The sequence below is a fragment of the Mycetohabitans endofungorum genome (assembly GCF_037477895.1).
Lineage (GTDB): Bacteria > Pseudomonadota > Gammaproteobacteria > Burkholderiales > Burkholderiaceae > Mycetohabitans.
This window is the reverse complement of record NZ_CP132744.1, coordinates 2,252,822-2,271,336: the sequence shown is the minus strand read 5'-3', so window position 1 is coordinate 2,271,336 and position 18,515 is coordinate 2,252,822. Positions and strand designations below refer to the sequence as shown.

The 18,515-nt window shown below is 60.9% G+C and carries 10 protein-coding genes and 1 pseudogene; 4 read left to right on the top strand and 7 right to left on the bottom strand.

Annotation, left to right across the window (positions count from 1 at the left end; translation table 11 throughout):
• Nucleotides 1-2: 2 nt before the first annotated feature.
• Both RA167_RS09935 and tsaE read right to left on the bottom strand, forming a co-directional pair.
• A complete protein-coding gene (locus RA167_RS09935; RefSeq protein WP_076785419.1) occupies nucleotides 3-1,568 on the bottom strand; it encodes an N-acetylmuramoyl-L-alanine amidase in 1,566 nt (521 codons plus the stop codon).
• On the bottom strand, nucleotides 1,562-2,086 hold the full coding sequence (gene tsaE / locus RA167_RS09930) for a tRNA (adenosine(37)-N6)-threonylcarbamoyltransferase complex ATPase subunit type 1 TsaE (protein WP_076785418.1): 525 nt from the start codon (nucleotides 2,084-2,086) through the stop codon (nucleotides 1,562-1,564). The genes RA167_RS09935 and tsaE overlap by 7 nt, the downstream gene beginning before the upstream one ends.
• A gap of 14 nt (nucleotides 2,087-2,100) precedes the next feature.
• On the opposite strand from tsaE, the gene queG reads away from it, so the two are divergent.
• From queG to xerD, 3 genes are all read left to right on the top strand, one after another.
• Nucleotides 2,101-3,255 carry a tRNA epoxyqueuosine(34) reductase QueG gene (gene queG / locus RA167_RS09925; protein WP_076785417.1) on the top strand — a complete coding sequence of 385 codons (1,155 nt, stop codon included), beginning with the start codon at nucleotides 2,101-2,103 and terminating at the stop codon, nucleotides 3,253-3,255.
• A gap of 117 nt (nucleotides 3,256-3,372) precedes the next feature.
• Nucleotides 3,373-3,864, top strand: a complete 492-nt coding sequence (locus tag RA167_RS09920) for a methylated-DNA--[protein]-cysteine S-methyltransferase (RefSeq protein ID WP_076785416.1) — start codon at nucleotides 3,373-3,375, stop codon at nucleotides 3,862-3,864.
• Nucleotides 3,861-4,787, top strand: coding sequence for a site-specific tyrosine recombinase XerD (gene xerD / locus RA167_RS09915; protein ID WP_076785415.1), 927 nt, complete (start codon nucleotides 3,861-3,863; stop codon nucleotides 4,785-4,787). Before RA167_RS09920 ends, xerD begins: the two co-directional genes overlap by 4 nt.
• Nucleotides 4,788-4,965: 178 nt before the next feature.
• On the opposite strand, the gene RA167_RS09910 is transcribed toward xerD, so the two are convergent.
• The 5 genes and pseudogenes from RA167_RS09910 to RA167_RS09890 all read right to left on the bottom strand — a co-directional run bounded on the left by RA167_RS09910 (nucleotide 4,966) and on the right by RA167_RS09890 (nucleotide 8,679).
• Nucleotides 4,966-5,328, bottom strand: a complete 363-nt coding sequence (locus RA167_RS09910; protein WP_076785414.1) for a type II toxin-antitoxin system PemK/MazF family toxin — start codon at nucleotides 5,326-5,328, stop codon at nucleotides 4,966-4,968.
• A complete protein-coding gene (locus tag RA167_RS09905; protein ID WP_076785413.1) occupies nucleotides 5,328-5,582 on the bottom strand; it encodes an AbrB/MazE/SpoVT family DNA-binding domain-containing protein in 255 nt (84 codons plus the stop codon). Before RA167_RS09905 ends, RA167_RS09910 begins: the two co-directional genes overlap by 1 nt.
• Nucleotides 5,583-5,980: 398 nt before the next feature.
• Nucleotides 5,981-6,368, bottom strand: a pseudogene (locus tag RA167_RS09900) (IS5/IS1182 family transposase); the annotation flags it as partial.
• On the bottom strand, nucleotides 6,367-6,948 hold the full coding sequence (locus tag RA167_RS09895; protein WP_139336996.1) for an NMCC_0638 family (lipo)protein: 582 nt from the start codon (nucleotides 6,946-6,948) through the stop codon (nucleotides 6,367-6,369). The gene RA167_RS09895 and the pseudogene RA167_RS09900, both read right to left, overlap by 2 nt.
• A gap of 54 nt (nucleotides 6,949-7,002) precedes the next feature.
• Nucleotides 7,003-8,679: a ShlB/FhaC/HecB family hemolysin secretion/activation protein gene (locus RA167_RS09890; protein ID WP_237574223.1), complete on the bottom strand. Its 1,677-nt coding sequence runs from the start codon at nucleotides 8,677-8,679 to the stop codon at nucleotides 7,003-7,005.
• 307 nt (nucleotides 8,680-8,986) lie between these two features.
• On the opposite strand from RA167_RS09890, the gene RA167_RS09885 reads away from it, so the two are divergent.
• Nucleotides 8,987-18,511, top strand: coding sequence for a hemagglutinin repeat-containing protein (locus RA167_RS09885; RefSeq protein ID WP_076785410.1), 9,525 nt, complete (start codon nucleotides 8,987-8,989; stop codon nucleotides 18,509-18,511).
• Nucleotides 18,512-18,515: the final 4 nt, after the last annotated feature.

The window sequence follows — 18,515 nt, the reverse complement described above, 5'->3', positions numbered from 1 at the left end:
CATTACGCCATCCGGTTCTTCGAGAGCGGCGGATTCGCGGCGAAGTAGCGCTTGATGCCTTTCAGGATCGCAGTAGCCATCTGATCGCGGTACGCTTCGGAGTTCAGCCGCTGCTCCTCGTCCGGATTGCTGAGGAACGCGGTTTCCACGAGGATCGATGGAATGTCCGGCGCTTTGAGTACCGCAAAGCCCGCTTGCTCGACGCTGGCCTTGTGCAGTTTGTTGATGCCACCGATCTCCTTGAGTACGTAATTGCCGTACTTCAGCGAGTCGCGGATCTGCGCGGTCGTTGACATATCAAACAGCGCCCGCGTCAATGTCACATCCCGACTCTTGAAATCCACGCCGCCTATCTGATCGGAAGCGTTCTCCTTTTGCGCTATCCAGCGCGCCGCGGCACTGGTTGCGCCGCGCTCGGATAGCGCGAACACCGACGAGCCGCGCGCCTGCGGCGAAGTGAACGCGTCCGCGTGAATCGACACAAACAGGTCGGCGCCGACACGCCGCGCCTTTTGTACACGCACCGCGAGCGGCACAAAAAAGTCCGCGTCACGTGTCATCATCGCCCGCATGTTCGGCTGCGCGTCAATTTTCGCGCGCAGTCGCTTGCCGATGTCCAGCGCGACGTGCTTCTCATAGGTGCCGGCACCGCCAATCGCGCCTGGGTCTTCGCCGCCGTGTCCGGGGTCGATGGCTACGGTCAGCAGGCGGACCGTGCCGGTCTTGCCCGGCGGCACTTTGAAGCCGTAGCCGTCGTTGTCGCGGCGCGCCGCCAACGCGCCCCTATCGGCATTGTGGTTGGGCTGCGGCGGTGCCGACGGCGGTCGGGCAGGCTTGGCCGATGGGGCGCTCTGTGGCGGCACCGCATCGGCCTGCGCAAAGCGCTGGAAGAACGCATCGCTGTTGTCGCTCGCATGGCCGCGTCCGCTGGTCGGCGGTGCGATGCCGGCCAGCGCGTCGCGCCCCGGGGCGCCGTCGGACGGCGACGGCATCGCGAGCGCCGGGCCCGACAGCGTCGCGCCCGGGACCGAGCGTTGCTCGAGCGCTTCCTCCTTGCGTTGCGTCTGCGCGAGCAACTCCATCAGCGGATCGGGCGGCACTGCCGGATACAGGTCGAACACGAGCCGGTACTTGTACGAGCCGACCGGGGTGAGTGCGAACACCTGCGGCTTGACTGACCCCTTCAGGTCGAACACCATTCGGACCACGTGCGGCTGGAACTGGCCCACGCGTACCGATTGGATCTGCGGGTCGTTGGGCGTGATCTTTGCGACCAGGTCCTTGAGCGTTTGGTCCAGCTCCAGTCCATCGAGATCGACGACGAGCCGATCCGGTTCCTGTAGCAGTTTTTGCGAGTTCTGCAGCGGTTGGTCCGACTCGATCGTCACGCGCGTATAGTCACGCGCTGGCCACACGCGCACGCCCAGCACCGCGGCCGCGTGCGCGATGCGCGGCGCGGCCAGGCCCAGCAACAGCGTCGAGGCGCCCGCGCGCAGGATCTGCCGGCGTCGCCAGCAATGCGATGCGGTGGCCGCGGATTCAATCGAACGGAACGGTTTGATCAGCATCGGGCAACGCACTCTTTTCCGGTTTCGCTATAGGCACGCACAGTCAGCTTGCGGCCTTCGCCTTGGACTTCGAGGTCGATCTGCAGGTCGGGTATGCCAAGCACGTCGCCGGCGCGCTGCGGCCACTCGACCAGGCACAGCGCCCCAGTGCCGAAGTACTCGCGAAAACCGGCATCCTCCCATTCCGCCGGATCCGCAAAGCGGTACAAGTCGAAGTGATAGATCGACAGCGGCGCGCCGTCGACATTCTCGATCGTGTAGGGCTCGACAAGCGTATAGGTTGGGCTGCGCACGCGTTGCGTGTGCCCGAGCGCGCGCAGCATCGCGCGCACTAGCGTTGTTTTGCCGGCGCCGAGGTCGCCAACCAAGTGCACTTGCATGCCATGCGCGGGCGCGGCACGCATCGCCGCCGTGATCGCCGCGGCCAACGTTGCGCCAAACGCGTTAGCCGCGTGCTCGTCCGGCAGCACGAACACGCGTTCTGTCAACGGACGAGGCGAGGCTTGTGCATCTGGCATTGCGTACAATAGAAATGATGAAACAATCGCCGGATACTGAAATTCGCCGCACGACGCTCACCGACGCCGAACTTGTGTCGCTGGCGCGGCGTGTGCGCGAATGGGCGCGCGAACTGGGCTTCAGCGCAATCGGTATTTGTGATACCGATTTGTCCCATGCTGAAGCGGCGCTCGCCGCATGGATCGACGCAGGTTATCACGGCGAGATGGATTATATGGCCAAACACGGCATGAAGCGTGCGCGGCCGGCCGAACTTGTGCCCGGGACGCAACGGGTCATCAGCGCACGGATGCTGTATCTGCCCGCCGGGACGCCGGCGTCATGGCGCGCGCGCGAGCATGCGCGGCTGGCCGATCCGAGCGCTGCGGTGGTCTCGATTTATGCGCGCGGTCGCGATTACCATAAAGTGATGCGCCAGCGCCTGCAGCGATTAGCCGAGCGGATCGAAACCGCCATCGGCCCGCTTGGCTACCGGGTGTTCACCGACTCGGCGCCGGTGTTGGAGGTCGAACTTGCGCAAAAGGCCGGACTCGGATGGCGCGGCAAGCACACGTTGCTGCTCGATCGCGACGCCGGTTCGTTATTTTTTCTCGGCGAGATCTTCGTTGACGTGCCGTTGCCCACCGATGCGCAAAGCCAGCCGTCGCGCGCGCCGCAACACGCGGGCGCGCATTGCGGCGCTTGCACGCGCTGTATCGACGCGTGCCCGACGGGTGCCATCGTGGCGCCGTATAGGCTCGATGCGCGCAAGTGCATCTCGTACCTGACGATCGAGTTGCGCGGCAGCATTCCGGTCGAGCTGCGCGAGGCGATTGGCAACCGCGTGTATGGATGCGATGATTGCCAGCTTGTGTGTCCATGGAACAAGTTTGCGCAGCCGAGCGGGTGCGCGGACTTCGATGTACGCAATGGGCTGGATGGCGCGCAACTGATCGAATTGTTCGGCTGGAGCGAGCAGGATTTCGACACGCGCCTGGCGGGCAGCGCGATCCGCCGGATCGGCTACGAACGCTGGCTGCGCAATCTCGCGGTCGGACTCGGCAATGCGCTGCGCGCCGGTGGCGGCGCGGCAGGGCGTGATGCTGTGCTGGCAGCGTTGCGCAAGCGTGAAGACGACCCGTCTGCGCTGGTGCGCGAGCATGTGCGCTGGGCGCTGGGCTACGGGTAGCCATTGCCCATCTGCTGGCCGTCGCGGATGCCGCGTCGTGATGCCGTAGACACGATTCGGACGTAAAATCGACCGTCCGTGCCGCGTACCGCCGCGCGCGTCCCCAGGAGAATTGGCATGTTCAATGCCGTGATCGATGCACCATTCGGACGGGTCGGTATCCGCAGCGACGACCGGTTCGTTCATGAAATTGTTTACCTGCCCGGCACGACTCCGCTGTGCATACCGGACAATGCGCTGGCCCGGCGGGCGGCAGCGCAGATCGTCGCCTATTTCGAACGGGCCGACACGGTGTTCGACTTGCCGCTGTCGCTCGCCGGCACCACGTTCCAGCGCCGGGTATGGGACGGTATCTGTCGCATTGCACCCGGCACCGTTTGGACCTATGGGCAACTGGCGGCGTCGATCGGCGCGGTGCCGCGTGCCGTCGGACAGGCATGCGGGTCCAACCTCGCGCCACTGGTCGTTCCATGTCATCGCGTCGTGGCAGCAAACGACCTCGGTGGCTTTGCGCATCATGCGGGCAAGGGGTTTTTTCGTGACGTCAAGTGTTGGCTGCTGCGCCATGAAGGCATCCGGGTGCCTCAGCAGGGTGAGTTGTACGCATGAGCGACGTGCAAGTCGAACAGTTGAGCGCGTATCGCAACACGAGCGCGCAGGCGATCGACGCATTCTGCGACGCGCTATGGCTCGAGCATGGATTGTCCCGCAATACGCTGGATGCGTATCGGCGCGACTTATCGCTGTATTGCGACTGGCTCGCGGCGACGCACGAGCGCACACTCGATGCGACGCGCGAGTCGGACCTGAATGGCTACCTGGCGGTGCGCAGCGATGGCAAGGCCAGTTCCGCGAACCGGCGCTTGTCGGTGTTTCGGCGCTACTTCGCATGGGCGTTACGTGAGCATCGCGTCGCCGCTGATCCGACGCTGCGCATCCGTTCGGCTCGGCAGCCGCCCCGTTTTCCGTCCACCCTCAATGAAGCGCAGGTCGAGGCGTTGCTAGGTGCGCCGGATCTGGACACGCCACTTGGATTGCGCGACCGTGCGATGCTTGAGTTGATGTACGCGAGCGGGTTGCGTGTCTCAGAGTTAGTTATGCTCAAGACGGTCGAGGTGGGGTTGAACGAGGGTGTGGTGCGCGTGATGGGCAAGGGTGCAAAAGAGCGCTTGGTGCCGTTTGGCGACGAGGCGCGAGGCTGGCTGGAGCGCTACCTGCGCGAGGCGCGCGCGGTGCTCCTTGGGGGGCGCGGCGCCGACGCGCTGTTCGTGACAGCGCGCGGCGGCGCGATGACGCGTCAGCAATTTTGGAACCTCATCAAGCGATATGCGTTGCGCGCTGACATTCACGTGCCGCTGTCGCCGCATACGTTGCGGCATGCGTTTGCGACGCATCTGCTCAATCATGGCGCGGACCTGCGCGTGGTGCAGATGCTGCTTGGCCACAGCGATATTTCGACGACCCAGATTTACACTCATGTTGCACGTGAGCGCCTCAAGGCGCTGCATGCGATACATCATCCGCGCGGGTGAGTGTGTGGGACTGATTGGCTTGGTGGGCGGTAAGCTTTGCGCTGCTCGTGTATGCGAGCGCGTGGTTCAAATGCCGTGCGCCGGCTGCGTTTCTGTGTGCGCTGCTAAACAGTCAACTTTTAAGCCCGACCAGTGCTCGCACGCCTAGCATAATCCATGACTGTCTTTTTCCGTTTTCTTAATCGCCAATCGCAATAATTTGGTTTAATTGTTCGCATGCGGCTGCGAACACATCATCCGGCACGCGCTTCCACGGATGTGCCTTTGCTCCCCGTGTTCGCCAGTCAAATGACTTGGGCTGGTGTCCAAGCACGTAGCTCGTGACGTTTTTCGGCCCCTGAAACTTGATAGCAAACGGATTGGTGTCATTGAAGTCGGCAGTTGTCATCGGAAGCCCGATGACAATGCCGGTTCGCTCGTTGAACGGTTTCGGTGACAAGACCAGCATCGGATGCAAATTCTTCATTTCACGACCGACCTGCGGATTGCAGTCAATCCAGATAATGTCACGTCGGTCAGGCACCCACAAAGCACCTGTCATTAAAACACCTCCGCACCAACGCGGCTTGTTGCCATCGCTTCACCGCCGTGCTTTATTGGATCAAACCGCGCCAGTTTTTCCGCGAGCGTAAGCTTACGCGGACCCACCGGCTTCACTGTTACACCAACTTCATCCGTCGTCACCTCCACCTTCTGGCCAACTTGGAAATGCGCTGAGCGTGCAACCGCAGCGGGAATGCGCACAGCTAGGCTGTTCCCCCACTGTTGGATCGTGAGCGTCGCGGTTTTTGCCATGATGTCACTCCTTCTATCATTGTATAAACAAGTATATACGAATATACTGGGGGTTTCAACGCGTTTATACGTTATGCGTCTCGTGCGACACGAAAGTCGGGCAGTTCGTTGTTTCACCGCCGATGTTAGACGGCGATGGGAGTGCGGAAAAAGCGAAGGCTGCCCTGTAGTGGGCAGATAAGGGTTGCATCGCAAGTCGAGGAGAGGAGGTTAGCAGCGGCTGGCTGATCTGTCGCATTTACTGGACTCGTTAGTGACAATGAGTCGCAATTTTGTTAAGGCAGCGCTGGTTCGGTGCACACTGGCAACATCAATCGGCTCGCATACCGATCATGCTTGAGACCGTCACACTCATTACGTAGTCCGCCCTAAACAATTCGTTTTGGCCTCCGATGAACTCAGGCCGCTGACGGTGCGGTGGTTTTGAAGCTGAGCAAAGCGACGAGCATCAGGGCGCAAAAAAAGCCACAGCTTGCGCAGGATCATCCGCAGGTTGTAGCCGGCGCCGCACAGCACCGCATGAATCGCATCGCCCAGCGTACCCTTGAACCAGTTGCGATCGAGCTTGCCGTCTGACTTTATGTGTACGATGGACGGCTCGATCGCGCTGCGATGTCGGATCATTGCGCGTAAATCTCGCGTGATACCGCGTCGCAAGCCCGGATGATGAACCTTTACGCCGTCGATCACTACGCCCTTGTAGCCGTGATCGACAACAGCGATCTGCGGTTGCACATCGCTCAGGATCGCCGCTTGTTCCAACGATTCAACCAACGTGTGCCCGTTAATTTGATGAAGAAGCGACGTTGGCTGCGGCCACCCGGAGAGAGGCTTGAAATGCGCCATCCGGATGTTCGGTAGTCAGCATGATAAATACAAAGCCGGTCGAAGCGCCGATTGCAGACAATTCATACACAAGTACACGTGTGTTTCCAGTTGGCTCCTCCAAGGTTTTATCTTCTAACACGTCAAAATTCATCCCGGGTCGTTTGCTGCCTTCGACTATTTTTCTGAACATGGACTCAACTTCGTCCGCCTTAGCTGCTTGCGCATAGACAGCGCATGCTTGCGTCTGTCCGCGTATAGCGAGCGCGAAATTTCCGTAGCGAGTTGGCACGGCCCAGGCCTTTCCTTTCTTTCCCTCTCCGACGAAAACATACAACGGGATAGGATCGGTGATTTCACGCAAATTCATCTTTTCTGCCCACTTTCGCACATCCTCTGGTTTTCCCATGTTGGGTATGCATGCGTCTATAAACAGCCTAACAACAGTATGTGCAGCTAGATCCGCTGCAAATGCGGTATGAGAGGTTAAGGACAGCGCTAAAGCTAAAAACAACACGACACGACTCGTTCGGATGCGCATAGGACTTCCTCGAAAAGGCGGGAAAATGGATAGAGAGCAATGACGTGTGCCTGCTCACAGCTGCACGCTCAGTTGAAAGCCGACTGTGACGCGGGCCGTCGATAACGCCGTTGGACGATACAGGGGCGTGCCAGCGAACAACTCGTACGTGTAAGTGGCCAAGCGCGTAGGCACCGTGCCACGCAGCCCAAGGGCCGTGCCAACGAGCCGCGTGCCGTCTTGGCCTCGTGTCAGTGGACCGAAGACTTGGCCATAATCGAGCGCCGCATAAGCGTGCTGCCCGGTGTGCGCGATGGGCGCTTGCAGTTCATTGCGCCAGTAAAAGCCGCGCTCGCCGGCGAGCATTGTCTCGCCATCGAAACCACGCACCGTGTAGCGGCTGCCGATGGTCAAGCTATCCAGATAAAACAGCCGGTCGTTGGTGAACTGCCCGTGTGCGGCACTGACGTAGCGCAACGGCTGGCTCGCGAGCGTGAACGGCACGGACAGATTCGCATCGAGCGATGCCATGCGCAGTCGATACGTCGGATAGCCGCGTGGCAACGCCGGCGTTGCGCCGAGCCAACCCAGGCCATGCCGGTACGCGAGCAGGCCGTCAAACTGTGCACCGCCGACATAATGCCGATGGGTCAAACCCAACTCGATAAACGTATTATTACGTCGTTGTGGTTTGATTTCGGTGTCTTCGATAAAGCTCGCGCCAAAGCGCTTAATGCCGCGCAGCTGCACACCGAACACACCGGCCTGGCTGCGCGCCAGTGTGCGATGCACGCGCGCGTCGACGAACTGGCTGTTGCCGCTTGCGACAAAGGTGTGGTTCACGCCGACAATCTGTTGGTAGTAGGTGTTGGTACTGGCGGACAGCGATGCGGTCCAGTATCCATACGGGATCGAATAGGCAGCGTTCCAGCCGTGCGAGCCGAGCCGCTTGTCGCTGAAACTGAGATCATGGTTGGCGCCCACGTTCAGTATGTCGTTCAAGCCCAGTGGGTTATCGACGCCGACGCTCACGTGGCCTTGCAGCTTGCCGGTCGCCCGTGCCCCCGAGTTGTCCACTGCTGCGACGATCGTCCACGGCTTGGCGCGCCTTAGCTGGATCACCACGTCACTTTGGCCTGGCGTCTGGGCGGGTTCAATCCGCATGTCGACGTCCTGACTCGGCACGCGCTTGAGCTGCTCCAGGCCTTGTTCAAGATCGCGCAGATTCAGCGCGTCGCCGGCTCTAGCTGGAAACGCGGACTTCCATGTGCCGCGTATCGTCGGCTCCGAGAAACGCACGGTATGAATCACGCCTGGCACTAGCGTGACGGTCAACTCGCCGTGCGACAGATCCTGCTCGGCCAGCATAACCCGTGTTGTGATATAGCCGCGGCTTAAAATCTCCTGTGTTAGCCCACTGACAAGCCGGTCCAAACCCTGCTTGCCGACGCATTGACCCGCGTAGTGTGCCAGCCATTGACGTGCAAATGCGAAGCGGTCCTGGGGCAGCGCCGAGGCGCCTTGCGCGCGCACGGATGCCGGTAGAAGCTCGGGCACCTTAAGCGCGAGGCGGTCAAGGCGAAAGCACGGCTGCTCGATGGGCAACACCGGGTAGGCCGCGGCGGGCGGCGCGCTGGAGCGTACAGCAGGCGTGTTGATGGCCTGTTCGCGCTCTTGTGCCTGGCGCTGTTGCTCAAGCCGCTGTTCCGGATAGGTGGTTTGCCGCGTCGGTTCAGGCGGGTTTTGCGCCAGCGCCCCGGGGCTGGTGCCTATGCCGCCGAGCAGCAGGGCCGCACATCCCACAAGCGGGCCAGCGTAGCGAGGGGGTAGCCGTGCTGTCGAGGTTGGCAAAGCAGGCGCTCCTTGGCAAATAGGGCTGGCGCGGCCAGCGGGGACCTGATATTGGCATGGCGGGGCGGCCCACTGGGGTGGGCGGGTCCGTCCCGCGCAGTATTTTTTCCGATTGAATGGGGGCGGTGTCCGGGGCACGGCACAGGCGGTTGGCCAATGGCGAATCTTTATACTAAGGTAGTTCAATTGCCCAACGAGGCGAATCTCTATGGCAACGCGTTGGATTCTAGTGGGTGTTGAGCCGGTGTGGCGTGTGGGCCGCGCCCGCTTCGTGGCGCTCTGGCTAAGCGCGTGGCCAGCGTGTGGACTTGCGCAAATCGTGCCGGCTCCTGGGGGCGAGACGCGAGTCATCCAAACGCAAAATGGTTTGCCGCAGGTCGATATTGCCCGGCCGTCCGGGGCAGGCGTGTCGGTCAATCACTACCATCAGTTCGACGTCCAAGCGCCCGGCGCGATCCTAAACAATGCTTCGGCGATTGTTAAAACGGATCGAGCAGGCTATATCAACGGCAATCCGCACTTCGGCCCGAATCAGTCGGCGCGCCTCATCGTCAACGAGGTTCATAGTCTAGAAGCAAGCCAGCTGCGTGGCCCTGTGGAGGTGGCCGGTCCGCGCGCTGAGGTGGTGGTCGCTAATCCGTCGGGCATTATCGTGAACGGCGGGGGCTTTATCAACACGAGCCGGGCGACGCTGACGACCGGACAACCGTACTATGGCGCAGACGGCTCGCTAGCCGGCTTCAATGTGTCGCGTGGGCTGGTGACTGTGCATGGTGCAAAGTTTAATGCGTTGAACATCGATCAAGTGGACCTGATCGCACGCGCGGTGCAGGTGAACACCGAAATTCGCGCCAAAAACTTGAACGTGGTGAGCGGTGCGAACCAAGTGCCTTACGCTACGCTAGCGGCCACGACCATTCAAGGCGACGGGCCGGCGCCAAGCGTATCGATTGACGTTGGCCAACTTGGCGGTATGTACGCCGATCGGATCGTGATGGTCGGCACCGAACACGGTGTGGGAGTGCACAGCGCGGGTACGATTAGCGCGCAGGCCGGTGATTTGACGTTGACGAGCGAAGGCCGCCTGGTGTTGACGGGCAAGACGCAGGCGAGCGGCAATATCGGGCTGTCGGCCGCTGGCGGGATCGACAATCGCGGTACGATCGATAGCCGACAGTACCTGTCTGTGAATACGGGCGCTGACCTCGTCCACAGCGGAATGCTGACGGCCCAGAAGGATGTCACGGTGAACGCCGGCAGCGTCCATTCGACTGGTACGCTCGGCGCGGGCGTGAATGGCGACGGCTCAATGGGCCAATCCGGCGACCTGCAAGTGACGGCGACGGGGCTGTTGAGCGTGACCGGCAAGCACGGCGCAGGCAGCAACGTGCCCCTAACGGGCAGTGACGTGCCTCTGACGGGTAGCGACGTGTCCCTGGCCGGCAACAACGTGTCCCTGACGGGCAGCAACGTGAATCTTGCCGGTAGCCTTACCATCGCAAATGGCGGCCTGACGTTGAACGCCAACGCGGGCGACTTAAATCTATCGGCCGCGACAGCGAGCGCGCAAGGCGGGATCAAGGCGACCGCATCGGGCGCATTAATTAACGATCACGGCAAGCTGTCGAGTGACGCGGACATGACGCTGATGGGCGGCAGCGTGTCGAACCAAAGCGGCAAAGTCTCGGCGCAAGGTCCGCTATTAGTAAAGACAGGCGGACAAGTTGCCAATCAGAGCGGCGAGCTGCTGTCGCAAAGTACGGTCGAGGTGCACGGCGGTGCAATCTTGAACCAGCAAGGCATCATCGAGAGCGCCAGCCACATGACTATCGACGGCGCATCGCTGGACAATTCTGGCGGTCGGGTGACGTCGCTCAACCGCGACAGCCTATCCGTCACGACGAGCGGCCAGTTGACGAACACAGCGGGCACGGCGGCGAACGGCGCGCAAGGCGGTGTGATTAGTGGCAACGGCGACGTGACGGTGCAAGGAGGAATTGTCGCCAATCACGGCACGATGTCGACCACGGCGAATCTGCGCGTGATCGGACAGCAGTTTGTTGACAATGGCAACGGACTGCTGAAGGCCGCTCAGAACGTCACGGTCGATGCGGGTTCGCGTCTTTATAATGCCGGCGGCACGATCGTAGGACAGGCGGCCACATTGAACGGAACGACGCTGGACAATCGTTTCGGGACCGTACAGGCAGATCGGTTGTCGTTGAACGGGACCGACTTGCTCAATCGCGGCGGCTCCATAACGCAGACCGGAAGCGATCCGATCGCCGTCAACGTTAGCGGAACGCTCGACAACTCGAACGACGGCACGCTCAAGACCAACAGCACGGATCTGAAACTTGCCCCCGCGGCGTTGATTAATGACGGCGGTACGCTTTATCACGCAGGCAACGGCACGCTTACGCTCGGCAATGGCACAGGCTCGATTTCGAACGTCAGTGGTAAGATCGACAGCAACGGCCAGATCGTCGTCCAAACGAACACCTTCAACAATACGTCGGGGTCCCTGGTCGGCCAAACCGGACTCACCGCGACGCTCGGCGGCACGTTGACGAACGACAACGGCACATTGAAGACAAGCGCGGGGGCGGCGATCCTTCATAGCACCACGCTGTCGAATCACAGTGGTTCGATCGGCGCACCCCATTTAAGCCTGACGGTCGATTCAACGCTGGATAACGACGAAGGGACGATCGAAGCTAACCAGCTTGCATTGAAGGCGGCGGACCTTACGAACCGCGGCGGCAAAATCACGCAATGGCAAGCGTTGCCGATGACCGTTGAGGTAAGTGGCAAGATCGACAACTCGAACGACGGCACGCTCAAGACCAACAGCCATGAGCTAACGCTCGCTCCCGCTGAGCTGATCAATTCAGGGGGCACGATTACGCATGTCGGCACAGGGACGCTGACGGTGGCGCCAAGTCACAGCGCAGGCCGGCTGAACAACACATCGGGCCGGATCGAAAGCACGGGCCAGGTGCTTATTGAAGCCGGCGACCTAAGCAACGTACAAGGGGTCGTGTCGGCCCAGCGCGGCATCATTGCTACGATCAAGGGCGATGTCAATAATACGCAAGGATTGCTGCGCTCGGACATGTCCCTGTCATTGACGAATGAAGGCGCGCTCGTGAACCAGGCCGGCCATATTCAGGCGGGCCAACCGACGTCCGGCGATACGAGTACGCTCGAGATTCAATCCGCGTCGATCGACAATACTGACGGTTCGATCAACGATCTCGGCACGGGCAACATGACTGTGCAAGGTACAAACCAAATCGTCAACAGTCATGCGGGCGGTGTTGCCAGCATGGGCAAGATTACGGGCAACGGCGATGTGACGGTAAGTGCGGCGTCGATTGTCAACGCGCAAGGTGGCCAACTGAGCGGCGCGACGCTCCACGTTCAAGGGGCCACGCTGGACAATCGTGGCGGCAAAATCGGCAATCTCGCCAACTCTAACGGCGACGTGGACGTGACAATGACTGGCGCAGTGACGAACACGGATGGCTTGATTAGCTCGACGCGCAACCTGACGGTAGCGGCGGCCACGCTGCAAGGCGGCGGCACATACGGCGCGGCCAACGATGCAACGTTGCATCTGCAAGGCGATTACACGATAGCTTCCGACACGCAGTTCAAGGTCGGTCACGGCTTGACCTTCACGTTGCCGGGCACGTTCACGAACCACGCGAACCTGCAATGGGTCCCTAATCTGAGCGTCAATGCAGGCAATATCGTCAACTCTGGTTCGATCTCGGCGGTTAATTGGCTCCGTACGCATTCGGGCAATCTGACCAATACCGGAACGCTGGTTGGAGGCAGTGCGACGATTCAGGCGCACGGTACGGTGTCCAATCTGGGGCCGACGGCGCTGATGGGCGCCTCGGATAGCCAAGGCCTGCTGGAAATTCTCGCGCGCGACATCGAGAACCGCGACGACACGACGGCCATTGACACGATGGCACAAACGGGAATCGTCGGCATGGGCAAGATCGTGTTGGCCGGGGGCAAGGATGCCAATGGTCACTACACGAGAGCTGCACTGATCAACAACCAGTCCGCGCGGATCGAGTCCGGTGGCCCAATGCAGTTGCATGCCGACAGGGTCTTGAACACGCGCCGCGTGATGAGGACCTCGGGCTTCACCGAAAACGTTGACCCGGCCTTGCTAGCGCGACACAACATCAGCATGCAAGGCTGCACTGCGATTTATATGGAGGCCTGCTACGGTCACAATGTCCCTTGGCCCCCCATGCCCAGGCCGGACATGACGCACATGATTGGCGGCGCATTCATCGAGCCGCCGCAAGGCGGTCAGTGGAACAGCGGATATCAGTACACGACCTACGAGGGCAAGGCGGTCGCAAACACTGTGACGGACATCAGCCCAGCCGGACAAATCATTTCGGGTGGAGCCCTCGACGCGTCGGCAGTCGGCCTGCTGCAAAACTATTGGAGCAATGTGGCGGCAGCCGGCGATATCCAGCAACCCACTCACCTGGACATGGATGGTTGGGCCGCCACCGGCCAGCAGGCGCCGATGGTCAGAGTGAGGTACTCGGGGCAGTATCATTACAACAACTACGACAACAGTGAACACAACTGGCAGTTGCCGTTTGGCGATGCGCCGTTCGTCACTGGCCGTCCGGGAGGCTATACGCAAGCGGCACCTGCCGACATCAAAGATTACAGGCTGCCGGGTTACGACGCGACCTGGGGGGCCAACGGCACGATTTCCGGCACGGGCGTGAGCATCAACAACCCGACGAGCAACCCATCGATTCCGTCGCTCGGCCTGCCCCCCGGCCAGTCGGTGTCAGGGCCGGAGATCAGCTCGCTCAACGGCAATGTGAGCGGGACGGAATTGCCGGGGATGCCAGTACGGGGCAGCGTATCGACGATCGTCGATCCAATCATCGCGAGTGCCACGGCGCTAAACGTGCTGAACAACTTGACGATTCCGCAAGGCGGGTTGTTCAGACCGAATCCCGCACCAAACCCAAGCTATGTGATCGAGACGAACCCCGCGTTCACGAACCACAAGCATTTCATTTCGAGCGATTACTTCTTCAAGCAGATCGGCGTCGATCTGACGCCCCTCGCGAAACGTCTCGGCGATGGGTTCTACGAACAGCAACTGGTGCGCAATCAGGTTACGGCGCTCACGGGCAAGGCGGTGCTCGGTCCGCACACGAATGTGCAGTCAATGTACCAATCCCTGATGGCCGCCGGTGCCGAGTTGTCCAAGTCGCTTGATTTGCCGATTGGCGTGAGCTTGTCAGCCGAACAGGTGTCGAAGCTGACGGGCAACGTGGTGATGATGGAGACGCGCGTGGTCGACGGTCAGTCGGTTTTAGTGCCGGTCGTGTATCTGGCGAAGGCTAGCCAGCAAAACATGGACGGCCCGCTGATTACCGCGACAAATATCGATCTGCAAAATGTGCAGTCGTTCACGAACAGCGGCACCGTCAAGGCAGAGCATACGCTCGCCATTCAGGGCAAGCAAATCGACAACGCGTTTGGCGTGCTGCAAAGCGGCGACTTGATGTCGCTCACGACCGAGGGCAAGATCGACCTGACGTCGGCCAACGTGAAGGCCGGCAGCCTGCAACTGGATGCGGGGAAAGATCTGGTTCTTGATACCGCGACGAAGACGACGCACCAGGTGAGCCGTGACGGCGCGACGCGTGTCACGACGAGGCTGGGACCGACCGCGAAATTGGAGGTGGCGGGTGACGCGAGCATCGTGACTGGTGGGGATGTCCAGCAGCATGCGGGCAATCTTGTGGTTGGCGGCGATCTCAATACCGATATCGGTGGTCACTGGACGCTCGGCGCGCAGCAGATCGGCGAGCACAAAATCGTACAGCGTGCGAATGGTGTATCGAACACGGACATCAACCGTATTGTCGGCAGCTCGCTCAAGGTCGGCGGTATGTCCAATATCAACGTTGGCGGCGACCTCACGGCGAAGGGTGCGCAGATCGACCTCGGGCAAGGCGGCAACCTTGTCGCCAAGGGGGACGTGTCACTCGGCTCGGCGAGCGCGACAACGACCACGAACAGTAACAGTTCGGGCAGCGACAGTCATGGCAGCTATGCGGAGACGCTGCATACGTTGAATCAGACACTCACGGGTACGACACTCAAGGGCGGCAATACCGTCAATATCGTGTCGGGTCAGGACATCACGGTCAGCGGCAGTGCGATCAGTCTGGACAAGGGCCGTGCGAACCTGCTGGCGGCCGCAGACGTGAACGTGGGCGCGGTGACTGAAACGCACGTGTTGAATTCGCACGAGACGCATAGCCACAGCAATGTCGTGAGCGGATCCCAGGCCGCGAGCGGTATTGACCGGACGGCGGTCTACAGTCAAAGCAGCACGATTTCAGCCGACGGCGTGACGGTGGCAAGTGGCCGGGACATCAATATCACGGGCAGCCATGTGGTCGGCACGAATGATGTGAAGTTGCAGGCGGGCCGCGATGTCAACATGACGACCTCGCAGGACAGGGTACAGTCGTCGACCTACTACGACAAGAAGGAATCGGGCCTGCTATCCGGAGACGGGCTGGCCGTGACGATTGGCTCGCGCGCGCAATCGGACCAGGCGCAATCCTCGTCGCTCACGCATCACGGCAGCGTGGTCGGTTCGGTCAAGGATGGCGTGACGATCGAGGTGGGCAACGAGTTGCACGTGAAAGGCAGCGACCTCATCGCCGCGAAGGACGTGGTGGGCACGGCGAAGACGGTGACGCTGCAGACTGCGACTGATGAACAGCACCATAGCGGACAACAGGCGATGCGGCAAAGCGGCGTGACGCTCGGGGTTCAAACGCCGGGCATCGCAGCGGTGAATAATGTGGTACAGCAGGCCAGCGCGGGTGCCCACAGTCAAGACGATCGGGTACGGGCGCTGCGCGGGCTAGCCGGGGCCAGTGGCCTGTACGATGCGTACCAGTCAGTGCCGGGCGAATTAGGCACGCTGGCCAAGGGCGAGATGCCCGAAGCGAAGCTGACGGTGAGTATCGGCTCGTCCGGCAGCCGCTCAGCGTTCAGCGAGGACAGTACGCAGGCGCGCGGCAATCGTGTGCAGGCAGGCGGGCTCACAAAATTCCAGGCAACGGGCGAGAAGGACCCAGGCCAAGGGAACGTGATCATTCACGGCTCGCAGATTGATGCGCAAAACGTCCACCTTGCGGCCACCGATCGGGTCGATCTGCGCAACAGCACCGACACCGAGCGTGTGCGTCACGACAATGGCTCGACAAGCGGCAGCGTCGGCGTATCGATTGGCACGAAGGGGCTTGGCGTGTCGGCGTCGGCCGCGCGTGCCAACGGCGACGGCAACTCGGACGGGGCGATGCAGAACAACACGCACGTTCGCGCACGCGAGAGCGTGACGATTAAGAGCGGTGGCGATACGAACGTTGTGGGCGCGAACGTGAAGGGCAATCGGGTGGTCGCCGACGTGCAGGGCGACCTGAATGTGGCGAGCGTCCAGGACACCAGCGTAAGTGCGGCGCACCAGCATAGCGCGGGCGTCGGGCTGAACGTGAGCCAGGGCGGGGGCAGTGCCAGTTTCAACGTGCAGAACGGCAACGCGCGTGGCAATTACGCGAGCGTTACCGAGCAAGCGGGGATCGAGGCTGGCGAAGGCGGTTTTGACATTGCCGTGAAGGGCAACACCGATCTGAAGGGGGCGTATATTGCAAGCGAGGCGGCGAAAGCGCAGAATCGCTTGAAGACCGGCACGCTGAGCTATTCGGCGATTGAGAACCACTCGGATTACCAGGCAAGCACCTTGGGCATCAGTGGTGGCGCGACGACAGGCGACGGCGGCAATGTGTATCAGCCGACCGGATCGAGCTCGGGCAAGAATGCCGGGGGGGCGTCGCCGCTGTATCTGAGTGAAAGCGGCAGCAGTCGTGCCCGTACGCAAAGCGCGATCAGCGCTGCTGAGATCGAGATCACGAACCCTGATCAACAAAAGCAGGCTATCGCGGGGCTGAACCGCGATGCGACGAATCTGAACGGTCGGGTGGACAAGACGCCGGACGTCCAGCAGAGCTTGCAGAATCAGGGTGAGCTGATGAGCGCGATGCGTGACGCCGGCGAGGCGGTTGCGCGGCGGATCGGGGACGTGGCGGATGCCAAGCGAGACGCTTTGCTCCAGGCGGCTAGCGAGAGCGACGATCCGCAACAGAAGCAACAGTATTTGGCTGAAGCGGAGCAATGGGATGAGAGCGGGCGCTACCGTGTTGGCCTGCAGAGCGCGGGCGGCTCGCTGGTGGGAGGCATTGGTGGAGGGCTGTTGGGGGCGGCGCAAAGTGGCGCGGGGTCGTTGGTATCGGCGTTGCTGGCGAATAAGCTTGATGCGGTGAGCCGGCAGATTGCGGACCAGAAGCCGACCGGCAACGCGGACTTGGACAAGACGCTGGGCAACATTGTGGCGAATGTGATGTCGAGCGTGGCGGGGGGCGTGGTTGGGGGAACGCAGGGTGCGCAGGCGGCGTACAACGTCGATCGGTTCAATCGGCAGTTGCATCTAGAAGAGAAGCAGCGTATCAGAGAACTCGCAGGAAAAGACGAAGTTAAAGAAGCTCGGCTGGCGGCAGCAGCCTGTGCGATGGCGAAATGCTATGCGGAATACCCAGAGGACAGTGCGGCCTATCAGCATTTCAAGCAAATCGCGGAATTCGGTGCGAGCGATGCGTTGGCCGATGAACGCCGGATACTTTCGCAACAAGACGGCCTGTTCGGTTATACGACGTCGGGCTTATTCAGTGACGCGAATATCGATGCTGCGAAACAGTGGAACAACACGTATCAGTTCACGTCTCGGGGTGCGGGGGCAGCGCAAGCGACATTGGGTGCGATGGGTGTTGCCGGAGCAGTAGCGAGTGCGCCGATAACGTGTACGACAGGCCTTGGCTGCGTGGCGAATGCATTTGTGGCGGGTACGAGTGCAGATGTACTGATAGCGGGCGCGAAGCAGACGGTGTCAGGGCAGCCGGAATCGACCTATTTGAACCAGGCGTTGACGGGGCTTGGATTGTCGCCGGGTGCGGCAAGTCTGCTTGAAGCGGGATTGGGATTGGGCAGTGCAGTGACGGCGGGAGCGGTGGTGAACGCCATTACTGACCGGGCGGCGGCGTTGAACAAGCTGAGCGCGGCTAGTTATAAAGATTTCATGACCGATGGCGTTAAAATGCCGCCAGAGATGATGCAATCACCCCAAGCGCAAGCATTGATGCAGGAGATTCGGATGGGAAACCCGAATATGCCCAAGGTGGATATTGAGACAATTGCTCAACGTTACATGAGATCGGGCGCGAATTTGCCTCAAATGGGGACGGCAGCACCTGGTGCGATGTTGGTGAAGGTGGTGCCAAAGGGCGATAGTATCTCACCGTACAGTGGTTACTGGTTGAGTCCCGAGCAAGCACGCGCAATCGCAACGATGACACCTGAACAAGCGGGCCAGATTTTGGGTTTACCGGCAACCCAAGCGGCTAACATGATGGGTAAGGGCGTGGATTACTACGCTATTACGCCCAAAGCGGGCATTGCGCCGAATGTGTTTGTATCGGAAGTTGCGGGAACTTCGCAGGGAATGGTAACGATGCCTGGCGGAGCGCAGCAAGTCATTGTGCCGAACCGAGGTCAGTGGATTGAGCCGTTCAAGATTAATCCATTTACGTTGCGTTGAGGTG

What these genes read in the sequence shown, in the direction of transcription:
- RA167_RS09935 (WP_076785419.1), bottom strand. Translation starts at nt 1,568, where the DNA reads ATGCTGATCAAACCGTTCCGTTCGATTGAATCCGCGGCCACCGCATCG.
- tsaE (WP_076785418.1), bottom strand. Translation starts at nt 2,086, where the DNA reads ATGCCAGATGCACAAGCCTCGCCTCGTCCGTTGACAGAACGCGTGTTC.
- queG (WP_076785417.1), top strand. Translation starts at nt 2,101, where the DNA reads ATGATGAAACAATCGCCGGATACTGAAATTCGCCGCACGACGCTCACC.
- RA167_RS09920 (WP_076785416.1), top strand. Translation starts at nt 3,373, where the DNA reads ATGTTCAATGCCGTGATCGATGCACCATTCGGACGGGTCGGTATCCGC.
- xerD (WP_076785415.1), top strand. Translation starts at nt 3,861, where the DNA reads ATGAGCGACGTGCAAGTCGAACAGTTGAGCGCGTATCGCAACACGAGC.
- RA167_RS09910 (WP_076785414.1), bottom strand. Translation starts at nt 5,328, where the DNA reads ATGACAGGTGCTTTGTGGGTGCCTGACCGACGTGACATTATCTGGATT.
- RA167_RS09905 (WP_076785413.1), bottom strand. Translation starts at nt 5,582, where the DNA reads ATGGCAAAAACCGCGACGCTCACGATCCAACAGTGGGGGAACAGCCTA.
- RA167_RS09895 (WP_139336996.1), bottom strand. Translation starts at nt 6,948, where the DNA reads ATGCGCATCCGAACGAGTCGTGTCGTGTTGTTTTTAGCTTTAGCGCTG.
- RA167_RS09885 (WP_076785410.1), top strand. Translation starts at nt 8,987, where the DNA reads ATGGCAACGCGTTGGATTCTAGTGGGTGTTGAGCCGGTGTGGCGTGTG.